Below are 16,853 nucleotides of genomic sequence, written 5' to 3' on the forward strand. Positions count from 1 at the left end.
GACGGTCGGTTGCGAATCCAAACGTTCTGGACAAGCGCGACGGCCGGCCCGGACCGGGCTCCCGGTCCGGGCCGGCCGGACGCGTTCGTACGTGTTCCGCAGCGTTCAGAGACGTTCGATGATCGTGGCGTTCGCCAGACCCCCCGCCTCGCACATCGTCTGCAGCCCGTACCGCCCGCCCCGGTCCTCCAGGTTGTGCAGCAACGTCGTCATGATGCGCGCCCCGCTGCCGCCCAGCGGGTGCCCGATCGCGATCGCACCGCCGCGCACATTCAGCCTGTCCGCGTCCACGCCCGTCTCCCGCTGCCAGGCGAGGACCACCGACGCGAATGCCTCGTTCACCTCGAACAGATCGATGTCCTCGATGGCGAGCCCGGCCCTGGCCAGCACCTTCTCGGTTGCCGGCATGATCGCCGTAAGCATCAGCAGCGGATCGTCACCGACCACCGCGACGGAGTGGAACCGGGCCCGCGGCAGCAGCCCCAGCCGTTCCGCCACATCCGCGCCCATGACCAGCAGCGCCGCCGCGCCGTCGTTGACCGGTGAGCTGTTGCCCGCCGTGACCTGCCAGCCGATTTCGGGGAACCGCCGCTCGGCCGAGGGGTCGTAGTACGCAGGCCTAAGCCCGGCCAGCGCCTGAGCCGACGTTCCGGGTCGTACGGTCTCGTCCCGCTGCCCGGCCCAGGCGACCTCCCGGTCGAACTCCCCTCGCTCCCACGCGCCCGCCGCCCTCCGGTGCGACTCCAGCGCGAACGCGTCCATCTCCTCCCGGGAGATCTTCCAGCGGGCGGCGATCAGCTCCGCACTGATGCCCTGGCCGACAAGACCCTCCGGATACCGCTCGCCGAGCCGCCGCCCGAACGGATCGCTGCCCGGCAGCACGTTGGATCCCATCGGCACCCGGGACATCGACTCCACACCGCAGGCGATTGCGATGTCGTACGCTCCGCTGATCACTCCCTGCGCCGCGATGTGCGCGGCCTGCTGGGACGAGCCGCACTGCCGGTCCACCGTCATGCCCGGCACGCTCTCGGGGAATCCGGCGGCCAGCACCGCGTTCCGGGTGATGTTGAGCGACTGGTCCCCGACCTGGGTGACACAGCCGCCGATGACGTCGTCCACGAGCGCGGGATCGATCCCGGCCCGCTCGACGAGCGCCGCGAGTGTGCGGGCCAGCAGGTCTACGGGGCGCTCGTCGTGCAGCGCCCCTCCCGGCTTGCCCTTGCCGACCGGCGTACGAACCGCCTCGACGATCACCGCGTCCCGCACCACGACAACCTCCCCATCCCCTGCGATGGTTTGAACTTCAAACCTACTCCCCCAACAGTGCCCCGCAAGGAGAGGGTTGTCAATTCCAACTAAGGCCGCTGCGCCGGTACGGCTGGTCAGCGGCCGCGCAAGGCACCCGCCGTACTGCCCGTGCGTTCGCGCAGCAGGATCCGCAGGGTGTTCGCGTGCTCGTACCCGACCTTGCGGGCGATGGAGTCCAGGGACATGTCCGTCGTACGCAGCAGATGCGTGGCCTGTTCGACCCGCAGGTCCTGGACGAAACGCACGGGGGACGTGCCCAGTACGCGGCGTACGGTCCGCTGGAGGGTCCGTTCGCTCACCCCCAGCGAGCGCGCCGCCGCGCCGACGTCGACGGGCTCCTCCAGATGCAGCCTGGCCCAGCGCTCGAAGGCGGCGACGACCGGATCGCTCTGGGCGAGGGCGCTCGGGATCGTGTACGCGGACTGCGACGGTCGTTCGTCGACGACCAGATAGCGGGCGACAAGATCGGCCAGCGCAGGACTGCTCATCCGGACAACGGCCAGCGCGAGGTCGACATGGCCGAAGGCCGCACCGGCCGTCGTCACACCGTCCGACGTGGTCACCATCCGCGTCTCGTCGATCGTGACCGCCGGATAGCGCTGCCGGAAGACCGGCGCCAGCCACCAGCTCGTGGTCGCCTCACGGCCGTCCAGCACCCCCGCCTCGGCGAGCAGGAACGTACCCGTACAGGCCGAGGCCACGGGTGCGCCGCGCCCGCGCGCATCGCCCACGAGGCTGCGTACGGCTGCCGAGTCGGGGCCGGAAACATGGGCGATGAGCGCATCGGGCCGCCGCTCGGCGAGGGCCGGCACGATCAGCAGGTCCGTACGTTCGGCTTCGGCCACCGGCGCGGTGGCGACGAGATGGCCGGCGCCGGTGCGGACCCGGCGGCGGAAACCGACCGTGGTCACCTGCCAGGCGGGCGGCGGCTGCGGGAGCTCGCCCCGCATGACGTTGGCCGCGTCGAGCACGTCGAGGATCGCGGAGAGCCCTGAATCGAATACGCCGTCGTAGACGGCCACTGCCACATCCATGACGGAAACGCTATCGGAGTAGTCGTTTGCGCCACTGGGGCGGCGGTTCTCGCGAGCGTAGATTTGCTGTTGTCCCGCTGATCGGGACGCCGAACCGACCTGACCCCGCCGACCTACGGAGTGAGACGTCATGAACATCGGACTGCTGGCCAGGATCGAAGCCAAGCCGGAGTACGCGGACAAGGTCGAGAGCCTGTTGAGGGGTGCGCTGCAGCTCGCTCGCGAGGAGGAGCACACGGTCACCTGGTTCGCGTTCCGGGAGAGCGCCACGGTGTTCGGAGTCTTCGACACCTTCGAGAACGAGGAGGGAAGGGCCGGCCATCTGCAGGGCCGGATCGCCGCGGCGCTGATGGAAGCGGCGGAGACGATGCTGAGCGCGGCGCCGGACATTCGTCCCGTGGACCTGCTGGCGGCCAAGCTGCCGTGACGGTGACGGCCCGCGGGGCGCAGTCTGCGGCCCGCGGGCCGTCGGAACGGCCGGGACCGCAGCCCCGGCCCGTTCCGACCGATGCTCGCCACCACGTCCTGGTCCTCGCCTGGCGGGACGCGGCCCGAAGCCGGAGGATCCAGCACATGAAGAGGACGACGGTCGTCAATCTCAAGGGCCATCGCGACGACCCCGACTACGCGGACGTTTTGTACGTGGGCCGTGCCATGCACCGCGGTGGCTGGCATCTCGACGGATCGCCGCTGGCCAGCCCCTTCCGTCCGGGACCCGACGGAACGCGGGAGGAGGTCCTCGAGAAGTACCGCGTCCATCTACTGTCGCGGCCGGGACCTCCTCGAACTCCTCCCTGAGCTGCGCGGCCGCAGACTCGGCTGCTGGTGTGTGCCGGAGCGGTGTCACGCCGAGGTCATCGCGGAACTGGCGGACGCCGGCCCGGGATGATGGCTGCCATGGCGGACGTGGACGAGCTGCTGGCAGGCGGCACGCCGGGGTGAATCGGCGGCCTTCGAGGAACTGGTGGGGGCCACCGCCGCGAGCTGTACGCGCACTGCTACCGGATGCTCGGCTCGGTGCAGGACGCCGAGGATGATCGGCGCGGTCGTGCTGGGCGGTGGCACCCCGGCCCCGAGCTGCCTGGTCGGCTCACCTTCTCCTGCCTCAGGTGGGATCCTTGGTGACAGAACCTGACAAAGGAGGCGAAATGTCCGCCATCAAGGAGAGCGTAGACATCTCCCGCCGCCCCGAGGACATCTACTCCTACGTGACCGACCCCTCCCACCTCCCCGAGTGGCAGGAGAGCGCCGTATCCGTGAGGCCACTGGGCGACACTCCGATGCACGTGGGGTCCCGCATGGTCGTGACCCGGCGCATCGGCCGCAGGGAGTTCCCGATGACCATGGAGGTCACCGAGCTCGACCCTCCGCGCAGCTGGCACATGAGAGGCGTCGACGGGCCCATCAGAGGCGACGTCCACGGCACGATCGAACCACTCGGCGACGGCGAACGCTCACGCCTGACGCTCAACCTCGACTTCGAGGCCCACGGGATGGGCAAGCTGCTCGTTCCGCTGGTCGTCCGCCCGCACGCAAAGAAGGAGATGCCGAGGAACGAGCAGAAGCTCAAGGGCCTACTGGAAAGCAGTGCGGTGTAGGGCAGAACTGACGCACGGGGATGCGCGCGGGGCGAGAGGCGGCGAGGTGTCGGGAAGAAGCGCAGACGGAAGGAGTGCGGACGGGGCGGGGACAGGATGGTGATTCTGCCGTTGACGATCTCGTGGCCCGGGCATCCCCGAGTCGCTACGGTTGAGCCATGACCGCACTGCCCGACTGGATGCGCCCGCCGCGCGCGGAAGGCTGGTTCGCGGAGGACCTGGACCGCCTCCCCGAGGCGCCCCGCCACACCGAGCTGATCGACGGAGCGCTCGTCTTCATGATGTCCCCGCAACGGTCGTGGCACGGCCGCCTCGTCACTGGCCTCACGGTCGCGCTCATGGCTCAGGCCCCCGGCGGCATCGAAGTCGAGCGGGAAATGACTATCCGGCTCGACGCCCGGAATCGTCCCGAACCCGACCTCCTCGTGACGACTGCCCCGTACGACGCAGACCGCACCTGGTTCGCGCCGGAAGACGTTCAGCTCGTCATCGAGGTCGTCTCGCCGGAATCAGCCCACCGCCACCGAACCGTCAAGCTGCGCAAGTACGCCGAGGCGGGGATCCAGCACTACTGGTGTATCGAGGACGAGGACACGATCCCGGCCGTACACGTCTATGAACTGGACGAGCCGACCAGTGCTTACGCGCCGACGGGCATCTTCCGCCACACGCTCCAGCGCTCCGTGCCATTCGAGATCAGCCTCGATCTGGACAAACTCACGCCCAGCCGCACCGGCTGACGCCGCCCCCGGAGTCTCCGGCCCCCAAAGTCGGCACCAAGGCAGCATGGGAATGCTGAAGGGGCCGGGTTTCCTGAGCCCGCCCCCTTCTCATAGCGCACGGCAACGCGGACGATCACACGTTGAAGCGGAACTCCACGACGTCGCCGTCCTGCATCACGTAGTCCTTGCCCTCCATGCGCGCCTTGCCCTTCGCGCGGGCCTCCGCGACCGAGCCCGTCTCGACCAGCTCCTCGAAGGAGATGACCTCGGCCTTGATGAAGCCCTTCTGGAAGTCGGTGTGGATCACACCGGCAGCCTCCGGAGCCGTCGCGCCCTTCTTGATGGTCCAGGCGCGGGTCTCCTTCGGGCCCGCCGTCAGATACGTCTGAAGGCCCAGGGTGTCGAAGCCGACCCGGCCGAGCGTCGCCAGGCCCGGCTCTTCCTGGCCCATCGACTGGAGCAGTTCCAGCGCCTCGTCGTCGTCGAGCTCGATCAGCTCGGACTCGATCTTGGCGTTGAGGAAGATCGCCTCCGCCGGGGCGACCAGCGCGCGCTGCTCGTTCTTGAAGTCCTCGTCGACCAGCTCGTCCTCGTCGACGTTGAAGACGTACAGGAAGGGCTTGGTGGTGAGCAGGTGCAGCTCGTGCAGCAGGCGGCCCTTCTCCGTGCCGGCGGTGATGCCCGCGGCGAAGAGCGTCGTGCCGGCCTCAAGGATCTTCTGCGCCTCCTCGACCGCCGCGAGCACCGCGACCTTGTCCTTCTGGAGGCGGGACTCCTTCGTCAGGCGCGGGACGGCCTTCTCGATCGACTGGAGGTCGGCGAGGATCAGCTCCGTGTTGATCGTCTCGATGTCGTCCTTCGGCGAGACCTTGCCGTCCACATGGACGACGTTCTCGTCCTTGAAGGCCCGGATGACCTGGCAGATCGCGTCCGACTCGCGGATGTTCGCCAGGAACTTGTTGCCCAGGCCCTCGCCCTCGCTCGCGCCGCGCACGATGCCCGCGATGTCGACGAAGTCCACAGTCGCCGGAAGGATGCGCTGCGAACCGAAGATCTCGGCCAGCTTGGCGAGGCGGGCGTCCGGGACGCCGACGACGCCGACGTTCGGCTCGATGGTGGCGAACGGGTAGTTGGCCGCCAGCACGTCGTTCTTGGTCAGGGCGTTGAACAGGGTCGACTTGCCGACATTCGGCAGGCCGACGATTCCGATCGTGAGCGACACGTTGGCGACTTCCTGGAGTGAGGACTGGCTGATGGGCGCCCGGCCCGGAGGTGGGCCGATTCCCCAGTTTACGGGCGGGTCAAGCGGGGCCGTGACGGGAGCCGTGGCTCGAACTCAACCCCAAGGTCACCCAAAGGGCGTGTCCCAGGCCTGTTTCATCCCCAGTTGCGACCTACGTTGGTCAGGTGGAGCAGCACAGGACAAGTCACCCTCAGCGCCGCCAGCGGCCGCAGGCCCCTCTTTCCCCGCAGAGCGCACTCGCGGAGGGCACGCTCGGCGAAGGCCCCGCCGTGTACCGGGTGGCGGCCCGGCCCGCGCGCACCGTCCCGCCGGTGGTGCTCGCGCTGCGCAGACTGCCCAATCCCCGGCTGACCGGGCTCGGCGCCGGGCTCTTCGGCGTCGCGACCATGCTGACGCTCGGCTGCCTGGACTGGCTGCTGTTCGACGGCTCCGCGGTGGTGTACGGGGTGCTGTTCCTGCCCGTCAGCGCACTGACCGCGCTCTGGGTGCGGGAGGCGGACCTGGTCACCGCGCCGATCAGCGTGCCCATCGCCTTCGCGGCCGGCATCGTGCCGATCTCGGGTGGCACGGGCGGCTTCGGCGGACAGGCGATGGCCGTGGTGACTTCGCTGGCCGTGCACGCGGGCTGGCTCTACGGCGGCACGCTGGTCGCGGGGCTCATCACCTGCGTACGGAAGATCCGAGTGATGAGCCGCCGACTGCGCCGCCCCCGCCAGGGGCCGCCGGAACGACGGGGCTGACATTCGCGCCGAGCCCGCCGGTGCGCCAGGGCTGACGCCCGCGCCCGCACGCACCCCGGGCTAGCGGCTCGTCGCCGCCATCGCCGCTCCCACGATGCCCGCGTTGTTCTGCAGCCCCGCCGGCACGATCTCCGCCCTGATGCCCTCGATCAACGGCACGAACTTGTCCGCCTTGCGGCTCACCCCACCGCCGATGATGAACAGCTCCGGCGAGAACAGCATCTCCACATGTGCCAGATACTTCTGCACCCGGTGTGCCCACTGGTGCCAGCTCAGGTCCTCGTCCTCCTTGGCCTTCGTCGAGGCGCGCTTCTCGGCGTCGTGGCCGTGCAGCTCGAGGTGACCGAGCTCGGTGTTCGGAACAAGCCGGCCGTCGATGAAGACCGCGCTGCCGACGCCCGTACCGAACGTCAGCAGTATCACCGTGCCCTTGCGGCCGCGGCCCGCGCCGAAGGCCATCTCCGCGATGCCCGCCGCGTCACCGTCGTTCAGGATCGTCACCGGCAGGCCGCCGAGGCGGTCGGCGAGCAGTTTGCCCGCGTCCACGTCGACCCAGCCCTTGTCGACGTTCGCCGCCGTGCGCGTGACGCCGCCCGTGACGACGCCGGGGAAGGTGATGCCGACCGGGCCCGACCAGTCGAAATGGCCCACCACCTCCGCCACGCCGTCGGCCACCGCGTCCGGCGTCGCCGGCTGCGGGGTCAGAACTTTGTGGCGCTCCTGCGCCAGGTCGCCGCGCTCAAGGTCCACTGGTGCGCCCTTGATGCCGGATCCGCCGATGTCCACTCCGAACACGTTCATGGACACAACGTTACGGGCAGCCCCTGACAGTTACGTCCCCGATACGTCCCCGGCTGCTTTCAGGACTACTTTCCGGACGGCTTCCCGGCGAGCTCGGCCGCCTCCGCGCGCAGGTCCCTGCGCAGCTCCTTCGGCAGCGAGAAGGTGATCGACTCCTCCGCCGCCTTGACGATCTCGACGTCCTCGAAGCCGCGCTGCGACAGCCACTCCAGTACGCCCTCGACCAGCACCTCCGGCACCGACGCGCCCGACGTGACGCCGACCGTCGAGACCCCGTCCACCCACGCCTCGTCGATCTCCTCGGCGAAGTCCACGAGATGGGCGGCCGTTGCGCCCGCGCCCAGCGCGACCTCGACCAGCCGGACGGAGTTCGAGGAGTTCTTGGAGCCGACCACGATGACCAGGTCCGCCTCCGCGCCCATCTGCTTGACCGCGATCTGGCGGTTCTGCGTGGCGTAGCAGATGTCGTCGCTCGGCGGGGAGATCAGCTGCGGGAACTTCTCCTTCAGCTTGTCCACCGTCTCCATCGTCTCGTCGACCGAGAGCGTGGTCTGCGAGAGCCAGACGACCTTCGACTCGTCCCGTACGGAAACGTTCGCGACGTCCTCGGGGCCGTCCACGAGCGTGATGTGCTCGGGCGCCTCGCCGGACGTGCCGATGACCTCCTCGTGGCCGTCGTGGCCGATGAGCAGGATGTCGTAGTCCTCGTTGGCGAAGCGGACCGCTTCCTTGTGGACCTTGGTGACCAGCGGGCAGGTCGCGTCGATGGTCGCGAGCCTGCGTTCGGCCGCCTCCTCGTGGACGACCGGCGCCACACCGTGCGCGGAGAACATGACGATCGACCCCTCGGGGACCTCCGCCGTCTCGTCGACGAAGATCGCACCCTTCTTCTCCAGGGTCTGTACGACGTACTTGTTGTGGACGATCTCGTGGCGCACATAGATCGGCGACCCGTACTGCTCAAGGGCCTTCTCCACGGCGATCACGGCACGGTCCACGCCCGCGCAGTAGCCACGGGGAGCGGCGAGGAGGACGCGTCGGGCAGGAGTCGCAGCAGTCATGCCCCCCATCGTAAGGCCGCCCAGAAGAGGCGGGAGATCACCCACAGCGGGAAGACTGAGGCGGGACGCGAGCGACGGAGGGACCCGATGGCGGCAGCGGAGGTGCCGGACAAGGGGAACGGCACGGGCGGTGAGCTGCGGCGCACACTCGGATTCCTGGATCTGCTCGTCTACGGACTGCTGTTCATCGCGCCCATGGCTCCGGTCGGCATCTTCGGCACACTCGACGCCAAGTCGCACGGGGCCGTCGCGCTCGTCTATGTCGTGGCGACGATCGCCATGGCGTTCACCGCGGTGAGTTATGCCCAGATGGTCCGGGTCGCGCCGCAGGCCGGCTCGGTCTTCACGTACGCCCGTAAGGGGCTCGGCGACGGGCCCGGGTTCATCGCCGGGTGGATGGCGATGCTCGACTATCTGCTGATCCCGGCCGTGGCGTATCTCTTCTCCGGGATCGCGATGGAGGCGCTGGTTCCGGAGGTGGACCGGTGGGTGTGGACCGCGATTGCGGTGGTCGTCACCACGCTGCTGAACCTCTGGGGCGTACGGGCGGCGGCCCGGGTCGGGTTCGCGGTGCTCGCGATGGAGATCGTGGTGCTGCTGGTGTTCGTGGTGTCGGCGGTGGTGGTGCTCGTACGGGACGGGGCGGAGCGCGGCTGGGCGTCGCCGTTCTCCGGGGATGCGGGCTTCTCGCTGACCGCGGTGCTGAGCGCGGTGTCGGTTGCGGTGCTGTCGTATCTCGGCTTCGACGCGATCGCGTCGTTCGCGGAGGAGGTCACCGGCGGCTCGCGACAGGTGGCCAGGGCGGTGCTGCTCTGTCTGGCGCTCGCGGGCGTGCTGTTCGCGGCGCAGACGTATCTGGTGGCCCTGCTCGAGCCGTTGTCGTCGGCGCAGCTGGCCGCGGAGCCGGGTAGGCAGGGGTCGGCCTTCTACGACGCGGTGGACGCCTCGGTCGGAGGGTGGCTGCACGACCTGGTCGCGGTGAGCAAGGCCATTGGTGCGGCGTTCGCGGCGCTGGCCGGGCAGGCGGCGGCGGGCCGGCTGCTGTTCGCGATGGCACGCGACAGGCGGCTGCCGCACGCACTGTCCCGTACGGACTCGGGCGTGCCGCGGATCGCACTGCTCATGGCTGCCGCGGTGACGATGGTCGCGGCGCTGTGGGCGGCGCGGCGGGACGACGGCATTGACCATCTGGTGTCGGTGGTCGACATCGGGGCGCTGACGGCGTTCGTTCTGCTGCATGCGAGCGTGATCGGCTGGTTCGTGGTGCGCCGGATGGACGGCCCGCCGGACTGGCTGCGGCATGTCCTGGTGCCGCTGCTCGGCGCCGGGGTGCTGACCGCGGTGATCGTGACGGCGGCGGGCACGGCGCAGGTGGTCGGCGTGGTGTGGCTGGGGGTCGGGATGATCGTGCTGGCGGTGCAGTGGGGACGCGTCGGGCCCTCGGAACAGCTGTAGGCGCGGTCGCGGCGCGTCCTTGGAACAACCGTCGGCCCGGTCGCGGCGGGCCCTTGGAACAGCCGTCGGCGCGGTCGCGGCGGGCGGCTTTGTCGTACGCGGCCGATACGCTCGCCCGTATGGCTCTCAACACGTCCGCGGAAGCTCCTCTGCCGGTCGGCGAGGTGTCACGGCTCATCGGCGGGTGGATCGACCGGCTCGGCACGGTCTGGGTGGAGGGGCAGATCACCCAGCTGTCACGGCGGCCGGGCGCCGGGGTCGTCTTCCTGACGCTGCGCGATCCCTCGTACGACATCTCCGTCAGCGTCACCTGCTTCCGACAGGTCTTCGACGCGGTCGCGGATGTGGTCGCGGAGGGCGCGCGTGTCGTCATGCTCGCCAAGCCCGAGTGGTACGCGCCGCGGGGGCAACTGTCGCTGCGGGCCGTGGAGATAAGGCCGGTGGGGATCGGCGAACTGCTCGCACGGCTTGAACAGTTGAAGCGGACCCTCGGCGCAGAGGGGCTGTTCGCGGTCGACCGCAAGATGCCGCTGCCGTTCCTGCCGCACCGGGTGGGCCTGGTCTGCGGGCGGGCGTCGGCAGCCGAACGCGACGTCCTGGAGAACGCGCGGCGGCGGTGGCCCGCCGTCCGCTTCGAGGTGCGCAATGTCGCGGTGCAGGGGGTGCACGCGGTCGCGCAGGTCGTTCAGGCGGTCAAGGAGCTGGACGAGCTCGCCGACGTGGACGTGATCATTGTGGCGCGCGGCGGGGGCAGCGTGGAGGACCTGCTGCCGTTCTCGGACGAGCAGCTGGTGCGGGCGGTGTCCGAGTGCCGTACGCCGGTGGTGTCGGCGATCGGGCACGAGCCGGACTCACCGCTGCTCGACCTGGTGGCGGACCTGCGGGCGTCGACGCCGACGGACGCGGCAAAGAAGGTCGTCCCGGACGTCGGCGAGGAGCTGGACCGGGTGCACCAGCTGCGCGAGCGCGCGCTGCGCACCGTCCGGGGGCTGCTTGAGCGGGAGGAGCGCGGTCTGGCGCACGCGCTGGCCCGCCCCTCGATGGAGCATCCGCAGCGGATGGTGGACGAGCGCGAGGCGCAGGTGGACGCACTGGTCGCCCGCAGCCGGCGGGTGCTCGGCCACCTCCTCGACCGCGCGGACTCGGAGCTGGCACACACCCGGGCGCGCGTGGTCTCGCTGTCGCCGGCCGCGACGCTGGAGCGGGGGTATGCGGTGCTGCAGCGGGCGGACGGGGCGGTCGTGCGCTCGCCGGAGGACGTGGCGGCGGGCGAAGAGCTGCGGGCACGGGTCTCGGAGGGCGAGTTCGCGGTACGGGTCGCCGAGTGACCGCCGTCGCCGCGCGATGGCGGGACGACCGCCAGGCCGGGGTGAACGTCGTGCCGCGGTGAACGTCGTGCCGCGGTGAACGTCGTTGTCGTACCTCACACATAGGGTGGATCGCATGGCTGCGAACACGGACGAGGCCGCGCTCGGTTATGAGCAGGCACGGGACGAGCTGATCGAGGTCGTACGCCGCCTGGAGGCGGGAGGTACGACGCTCGAGGAGTCGCTGGCGCTGTGGGAGCGCGGCGAGGAGCTGGCGAAGGTCTGCCGCCACTGGCTGGAGGGCGCCCGAGCGCGGCTGGACGCGGCGCTGTCCGGCGGAGCGGACGAGGCCGCAGGAACCGACGAGGACTGACACCGCGGACACCGGGGGCGAGCCGGGCGCGGACGTGTCGGTGTGAGTCGGGTCACCATCCCCATGTAGTTGAAATTTAATCTACTGGGGTGCGGTTACACCCGCCGTAAAGCTCCACTGCACGTCCCGGAAGGTACGCCAGCATGTCTCTCGTTCTTGACCCCGCCGCCCAGGACCTCCTCTTCCGCGAGGCCCGCACCGCCAACACGTTCACGGACGAGCCGGTGACCGAGGAGCAGGTCCAGGCGATCTACGACCTCGTGAAGTTCGGCCCGACCGCCTTCAACCAGAGCCCGCTGCGCGTCGTCCTCGTCCGCTCGGAGGATGCCCGCGAGCGCCTGGTGCAGCACATGGCCGAGGGCAACCGGCCGAAGACTGCGGCTGCCCCGCTGGTCGCGATCCTCGCCGCCGACAACGAGTTCCACGAGGAGCTCCCGGCCCTGTTCCCGCACTTCCCGCAGGCGAAGGACGCGTTCTTCTCGGAGCGCCCGGTCCGTGAGCAGGCTGCGGGCTTCAACGCCGCGCTGCAGGCCGCGTACTTCATCGTCGGCGTCCGTGCCGCGGGTCTGGCCGCGGGCCCGATGACCGGCTTCGACTTCGCCGGCGTCCAGAAGGAGTTCCTGGACGGCGACCACACCCCGCTGATGATCGTCAACATCGGCAAGCCGGGCGACGACGCGTGGTTCCCGCGGTCACCGCGGCTTGAGTACGACGAGGTCGTCACCACCGTCTGACGAAGCGCCCGGCAACCCCACTGCCGAGGGTCCGGGGGTCGCCCCCGGGAAGACACAGTCCGCGGTCACCGCGGCTTGAGTACGACGAGGTGCTCACGACCGTCCGAGCCACCGGCGCGGCCTACGGGAGCTCGGACGTCACGCGGCCCCGGAGCACACCGCGCTCCGGGGCCGTCGGCTTCCCTCAGCGCGTCAGCGCCGGGTTCTCCAGGCGCCGTAGAGGCCGGTGACCGCCGCGATGACCAAGGAGAAGTTCGCACTGCCCGTGACCAGATAGACCACGGTCACCAGCCCCAGCAGCAGGGCCAGCGCGCCGAGTTCGATGGCGCTCACATCCCTGCGACGCTCCTCGGGCAGCTGCTCTTGGGACGCTTTCTGCGCGTCGTCGTTGTCCATGCACCCAGCTCAGCGGAGCCTGCCGCGATTACTCCAATCGAGCGCACAAGCCCGTCCGCCGCGGATCATCGCGGCCCGTTCGGCGTTCGGCGCCGACCGGGCACCGGACCCCCGGCGGCGGCCGCGAAACATCCCACCGTACGCCCTTGATGCACCCCGGACGCATCACTGACGAGCACAGTGTGAGCGAACGGTCACTTCGCGTCTACGATGCCCATCTCACTTCCGCACCGGCGCGTAAGGATGGAGCACATGGCACCGCGCCAAGAAGAGCCCGCGGCCGAGCACGAGGACGCGGAGGCGGCGTACGACCGTGCCCTCGATGCGTTCGCCGGGGACCTGAACGATCTGCACAGCCTGCACGACGCGCCATCCCTGCAGAGCCTGCTGGACCGGTCCGTCGAGAGCCGCGGACGCCGGGTGGGCAAATCGACCATGAGCGACGCGTTCAACGGGAAGCGTCTGCCGTCGGTCGATGTCACGCTGCGGCTGGTCCAGTTGCTCGCCGCCGACGCCCCGGCCGACGCCCGCGAGAAGCTCACGGCGCACTGGCGCGGACGGTGGCGGGAGACGAAGCGCCTGCAGAAGGCGGCCCAGCGGCAGGCACGCAGCCGGGCTCACAGCCGAACCGATTCCGCGACCGATCCCGCACCCAGCCCCGTGACCGGCCCCGCGCCGGACTCCGCGTCGGTCCTGCCGATGCAGCGCGCGGCACAGAACATGGCCGAACACTTCCGGACGACGCCGTACGAGGCCGAACTCTGCGCCGAACTGCCGTTTCCGCCGCCGTTCTACTTCTTCCTGGAGACGTACGCCGACGTCTGGTCGGTGTTCGACCGGTGCGACACGACCACCACACCCCTCGCCGAACGGGCCTGGTACCGCGTCATCGGACACGGCCCGGACCGGGGCTGGATCATTGCCACCGTGCCCCCGGCCCCACCCGTCGTACTCGGACTGCTCCTCACCCCGGACAAGATCCGCCCGGAGCACATCCAGAAGTACCTGCCCGAGCCCTTCTGAGCGCTGCGCGGTTACCTCTCCTCGGCTCCGCGCGGTTACTTCGGCTCCGCGCGGTTACTGCTGAGGGGCCTTGCCGGTCTCCAGCGCCGCCGCCATCTCCGCCAGCCGCTCTGCCGACGCCGTCCCGGTCACCACGGTCGTCGAGCCCTTGTCCTCGCGCACCAGCGCGTCGTACTTCGGGCCCTCCCAGCGCTGCCACGTCGCGCCGGCGATCTGCTGGGTCTTCCCGGTCTCGTGCGCCTGCTGGCTGACCTTCGGAATGTACTTCCTCGCCGGTGCCGTGGACTGCTCGACGGCGACGTACTCGCCGTCCGGGTCCAGGAAGCCGAGATGCCAGGCGTCGCCGTCGGTCCGCTCGTACGAGACCGAGGTCGGCTTCCACTCCTTCGCAAGGCCCTCCGGCGCCGCCACCGGGTACGGCGCCGCGCGCCGCGCCGTCACCAGCTCGACCCGGTAGTCGACCGCCTTGATCGGGTCCGCCTTGTCGTCGTGCGGAATGAACATGTAGATGACTGCGACGACGGCGCCGATCACCGCCATCGACAGCACCATGTCCCGCACCGTCTGTCTGCCTCGCATACCTGCCACGCCCCCATGTTCGCATCAAGGTGGCGTGCTCAAACGTGGCCCCCTCTGCTCAATTTGTCGACGTACCGATAGAGTCGCATCACCCTCTTTTCCGGCCGTCGTCGTACAGAAAGGTGCGCTCCGATGACCGAGCACAATCTGCCTCCCCAGCTCGAGGTCTCGCCCGAAGCCCCCGACCGCAACCTCGCCATGGAGCTCGTCCGGGTCACCGAGGCCGCTGCCATGGCCGCCGGTCGCTGGGTCGGGCGTGGGGACAAGAACGGCGCGGACGGCGCGGCCGTCAGGGCCATGCGGACCCTCGTCTCCACCGTCTCGATGAACGGCGTCGTCGTCATCGGCGAGGGCGAGAAGGACGAAGCCCCGATGCTGTTCAACGGCGAGCACATCGGTGACGGCACCGGCGCCGAGGTCGACATCGCCGTCGACCCGATCGACGGCACCACGCTCAACGCCAAGGGCATGCCGAACGCCATCGCCGTCCTGGCCGCCGCCGACCGCGGCACCATGTTCGACCCGTCCGCGGTCTTCTACATGGAGAAGCTGGTCACCGGCCCCGAGGCCGCCGACTTCGTCGACATCAACGCCCCCGTCTCGGTGAACATCCGGCGCGTCGCCAAGGCCAAGGGCGCCAATCCCGAGGACATCACCGTCGTCATCCTCGACCGCCCCCGCCACGAGGGCATGGTCAAGGAGATCCGCGAGACCGGCGCCCGGATCAAGTTCATCTCGGACGGCGACGTCGCCGGCTCGATCATGGCCGTACGCGAAGGCACCGGCGTCGACATGCTGATGGGCATCGGCGGCACGCCGGAGGGCATCATCTCCGCCTGCGCCATAAAGTGTCTCGGCGGCACGATCCAGGGCAAGCTCTGGCCGAAGGACGACGCCGAGCGGCAGCGCGCGCTCGACGCCGGCCACGACCTCGACCGGGTGCTGCACACGAACGACCTGGTCAGCGGCGACAACGTGTTCTTCGTCGCGACCGGCATCACCGACGGCGAGCTGCTGCGCGGCGTGCACTACCGCGCGGAGACCGCCACCACGTCCTCGCTGGTGATGCGCTCCAAGTCCGGCACGATCCGGCAGATCGACTCGACCCACCGGCTGTCGAAGCTGCGCGCGTACAGCGCGATCGATTTCGACCGCGCGAAGTAGGTCCCGTACGGAAGCAGTTCCGCGTACGTACGGGACACACGGATGCATACGGAAGGGGCGCTCCCACGTGCGGTGGGGCGCCCCATCCCGTAGGTACGCGTCCCCGCGCGGGTACCCCTCAGGCCGCCGAGGCCGGCTTCTTGATCTCGACCTCCCGCCGCCTGCGCCGGGCCAGCACCACGCGGCGCTCGGCCGCGGTGAGCCCGCCCCACACGCCGTACGGCTCGGGCTGGAGCAGGGCGTGTTCCCGGCACTCGACCATCACCGGGCAGCGCGCGCAGACCCGCTTGGCAGCCTCCTCGCGCGACAGCCGTGCGGCCGTTGGCTCCTTGGATGGCGCGAAGAAAAGCCCGGCCTCGTCCCGGCGGCACACCGCCTCCGCGTGCCAGGGTCCGGCCTGATCTTCCCGAGCGGGAATCCGCTGGGGCGCAAGGGCGGCTACCTGCAAGGACTGATGCGGCAGTTGCAGCACGGTCTACTCCTGACGACGGCTTCGCGAGCGAGAGACGATGCAGCACTCCCTACCCGCTGTACGCACTCCTATTCACTGAGTGGCACTGAGTTCCGGGGTACGGAATTGCGGACGGGCGCTCGCGGCCGGAAAGCACTCCGGGGCGGAGCCGTCAGTCGAGGTGTTTACGCAGGCGGTCATGGAGATCGGCGATCAGCCGGCCCCTCTTCGGCTTGGCTTCGACATTGCCGAAAACCGAGTAGCCGTTGACGACGACGACCGGGGCCTCGGGGTCGGCGGCCTCCAGGCTGAGGACGTCGAAGTTCCCGAAGAATCCGGTGCCGCTGCCGCGCAGCGAAATGTTCTCCGGGACCCGCACTTCGACATTGCCGAAGATGGACGTCGCGTTGATCACGGTGAGCCGCTGCTCGAAGAGCGCCTCGGTGAGGTCGATCTCGATGGTGCCGAAGAGCGAGAAGGCATTGGTCCGGCGGCCGACGCGCCAACGCCCCTTGCGGGTGGAGCTGGAGAAGACGGCGATCAGGTTGTCGGCAGGTCCGGCGGGCTCTTCGGGCCCGTACGCTTGCGCGGTGGGGTCCGGGCGCTTGCGGGTCGTGGGCAGGTCCCGGACGAGCGGCTCGAGTTCACCGACGGTCTTGGCGCTGTAGACGGCGTCGATGCGCTCGGAGTGCTCCTCGGCGTCCAGCCGGCCCTCGGCCAGCGCGTCCCTGAGGATGTCCGCGATCCGGTCGCGGTCGGCGTCTGAGGCACGGATGTCGGTGCCGCCGGCGGGGTCCGCGGGGGCGACCGGCTTCTGGGGGTGCTTGTCGAGGTCCACGGAGCCAGCGTAGCGAAACGCGA

19 protein-coding genes and 1 pseudogene are annotated in these 16,853 nt (G+C 69.7%); 11 read left to right on the forward strand and 9 right to left on the reverse strand.

Annotated features, from left to right (window positions below):
• Positions 1–105 precede the first annotated feature (105 nt).
• Complete coding sequence (locus OG729_RS14200) at positions 106–1,269, reverse strand: thiolase family protein (RefSeq protein WP_405811131.1); 1,164 nt, start codon at positions 1,267–1,269, stop codon at positions 106–108.
• Positions 1,270–1,385: 116 nt separating this feature from the next.
• Entirely contained in the window at positions 1,386–2,345 is a 960-nt protein-coding gene (locus OG729_RS14205) for a GlxA family transcriptional regulator (protein ID WP_405806338.1), read from the reverse strand.
• Positions 2,346–2,475: 130 nt separating this feature from the next.
• Here OG729_RS14205 and OG729_RS14210 point away from each other — a divergent pair, with 130 nt between their 5' ends.
• The 4 genes and pseudogenes from OG729_RS14210 to OG729_RS14225 all read left to right on the forward strand — a co-directional run bounded on the left by OG729_RS14210 (position 2,476) and on the right by OG729_RS14225 (position 4,683).
• On the forward strand, positions 2,476–2,772 hold the full coding sequence (locus tag OG729_RS14210; protein ID WP_405806340.1) for a putative quinol monooxygenase: 297 nt from the start codon (positions 2,476–2,478) through the stop codon (positions 2,770–2,772).
• A 146-nt stretch (positions 2,773–2,918) separates the two neighbouring features.
• Positions 2,919–3,234 (forward strand): annotated as a pseudogene (locus OG729_RS14215) (DUF4326 domain-containing protein).
• A 259-nt stretch (positions 3,235–3,493) separates the two neighbouring features.
• Positions 3,494–3,943, forward strand: coding sequence for an SRPBCC family protein (locus tag OG729_RS14220; RefSeq protein ID WP_360879178.1), 450 nt, complete (start codon positions 3,494–3,496; stop codon positions 3,941–3,943).
• 158 nt (positions 3,944–4,101) lie between these two features.
• The gene (locus OG729_RS14225; protein WP_405806342.1) at positions 4,102–4,683 is read left to right on the forward strand and encodes a Uma2 family endonuclease; all 582 of its coding nucleotides are present in this window, start codon (positions 4,102–4,104) and stop codon (positions 4,681–4,683) included.
• 115 nt (positions 4,684–4,798) lie between these two features.
• Here OG729_RS14225 and ychF read toward each other — a convergent pair whose 3' ends face one another.
• Positions 4,799–5,887, reverse strand: a complete 1,089-nt coding sequence (gene ychF, locus OG729_RS14230) for a redox-regulated ATPase YchF (RefSeq protein WP_404724307.1) — start codon at positions 5,885–5,887, stop codon at positions 4,799–4,801.
• 185 nt (positions 5,888–6,072) lie between these two features.
• Between ychF and OG729_RS14235 the strand changes: the two genes are divergently transcribed.
• Positions 6,073–6,648, forward strand: a complete 576-nt coding sequence (locus OG729_RS14235; RefSeq protein WP_360879187.1) for a DUF6542 domain-containing protein — start codon at positions 6,073–6,075, stop codon at positions 6,646–6,648.
• A gap of 60 nt (positions 6,649–6,708) precedes the next feature.
• Here OG729_RS14235 and ppgK read toward each other — a convergent pair whose 3' ends face one another.
• Together ppgK and OG729_RS14245 are read right to left on the reverse strand one after the other, a co-directional pair.
• Positions 6,709–7,449 carry a polyphosphate--glucose phosphotransferase gene (gene ppgK / locus OG729_RS14240; protein ID WP_405806344.1) on the reverse strand — a complete coding sequence of 247 codons (741 nt, stop codon included), beginning with the start codon at positions 7,447–7,449 and terminating at the stop codon, positions 6,709–6,711.
• Between the two features lie 65 nt (positions 7,450–7,514).
• Complete coding sequence (locus tag OG729_RS14245; RefSeq protein WP_360879193.1) at positions 7,515–8,519, reverse strand: 4-hydroxy-3-methylbut-2-enyl diphosphate reductase; 1,005 nt, start codon at positions 8,517–8,519, stop codon at positions 7,515–7,517.
• Between the two features lie 78 nt (positions 8,520–8,597).
• On the opposite strand from OG729_RS14245, the gene OG729_RS14250 reads away from it, so the two are divergent.
• From OG729_RS14250 to OG729_RS14265, 4 genes are all read left to right on the forward strand, one after another.
• A complete protein-coding gene (locus OG729_RS14250; protein ID WP_405806346.1) occupies positions 8,598–9,965 on the forward strand; it encodes an APC family permease in 1,368 nt (455 codons plus the stop codon).
• Positions 9,966–10,084: 119 nt separating this feature from the next.
• Positions 10,085–11,293 carry an exodeoxyribonuclease VII large subunit gene (gene xseA, locus OG729_RS14255; protein WP_405806347.1) on the forward strand — a complete coding sequence of 403 codons (1,209 nt, stop codon included), beginning with the start codon at positions 10,085–10,087 and terminating at the stop codon, positions 11,291–11,293.
• Between the two features lie 115 nt (positions 11,294–11,408).
• Positions 11,409–11,645, forward strand: coding sequence for an exodeoxyribonuclease VII small subunit (locus OG729_RS14260; protein WP_360879203.1), 237 nt, complete (start codon positions 11,409–11,411; stop codon positions 11,643–11,645).
• Positions 11,646–11,788: 143 nt separating this feature from the next.
• Positions 11,789–12,379 carry a malonic semialdehyde reductase gene (locus OG729_RS14265; protein ID WP_360879206.1) on the forward strand — a complete coding sequence of 197 codons (591 nt, stop codon included), beginning with the start codon at positions 11,789–11,791 and terminating at the stop codon, positions 12,377–12,379.
• 192 nt (positions 12,380–12,571) lie between these two features.
• Here OG729_RS14265 and OG729_RS14270 read toward each other — a convergent pair whose 3' ends face one another.
• A complete protein-coding gene (locus OG729_RS14270) occupies positions 12,572–12,775 on the reverse strand; it encodes a hypothetical protein (protein WP_360879209.1) in 204 nt (67 codons plus the stop codon).
• Between the two features lie 252 nt (positions 12,776–13,027).
• On the opposite strand from OG729_RS14270, the gene OG729_RS14275 reads away from it, so the two are divergent.
• Positions 13,028–13,798: a hypothetical protein gene (locus OG729_RS14275; protein WP_405806350.1), complete on the forward strand. Its 771-nt coding sequence runs from the start codon at positions 13,028–13,030 to the stop codon at positions 13,796–13,798.
• A gap of 54 nt (positions 13,799–13,852) precedes the next feature.
• Here OG729_RS14275 and OG729_RS14280 read toward each other — a convergent pair whose 3' ends face one another.
• A complete protein-coding gene (locus OG729_RS14280) occupies positions 13,853–14,377 on the reverse strand; it encodes a DUF4245 domain-containing protein (RefSeq protein WP_405811133.1) in 525 nt (174 codons plus the stop codon).
• Between the two features lie 132 nt (positions 14,378–14,509).
• On the opposite strand from OG729_RS14280, the gene glpX reads away from it, so the two are divergent.
• Positions 14,510–15,541: a class II fructose-bisphosphatase gene (gene glpX, locus OG729_RS14285; protein WP_405806352.1), complete on the forward strand. Its 1,032-nt coding sequence runs from the start codon at positions 14,510–14,512 to the stop codon at positions 15,539–15,541.
• 118 nt (positions 15,542–15,659) lie between these two features.
• Here glpX and OG729_RS14290 read toward each other — a convergent pair whose 3' ends face one another.
• Positions 15,660–16,013: a WhiB family transcriptional regulator gene (locus OG729_RS14290; protein ID WP_360879220.1), complete on the reverse strand. Its 354-nt coding sequence runs from the start codon at positions 16,011–16,013 to the stop codon at positions 15,660–15,662.
• A gap of 151 nt (positions 16,014–16,164) precedes the next feature.
• Entirely contained in the window at positions 16,165–16,830 is a 666-nt protein-coding gene (locus OG729_RS14295; protein WP_405806353.1) for a DUF1707 domain-containing protein, read from the reverse strand.
• Between the last annotated feature and the right edge of the window lie 23 nt (positions 16,831–16,853).

The organism is Streptomyces sp. NBC_00210, assembly GCF_045160975.1.
Lineage (GTDB): Bacteria > Actinomycetota > Actinomycetes > Streptomycetales > Streptomycetaceae > Streptomyces.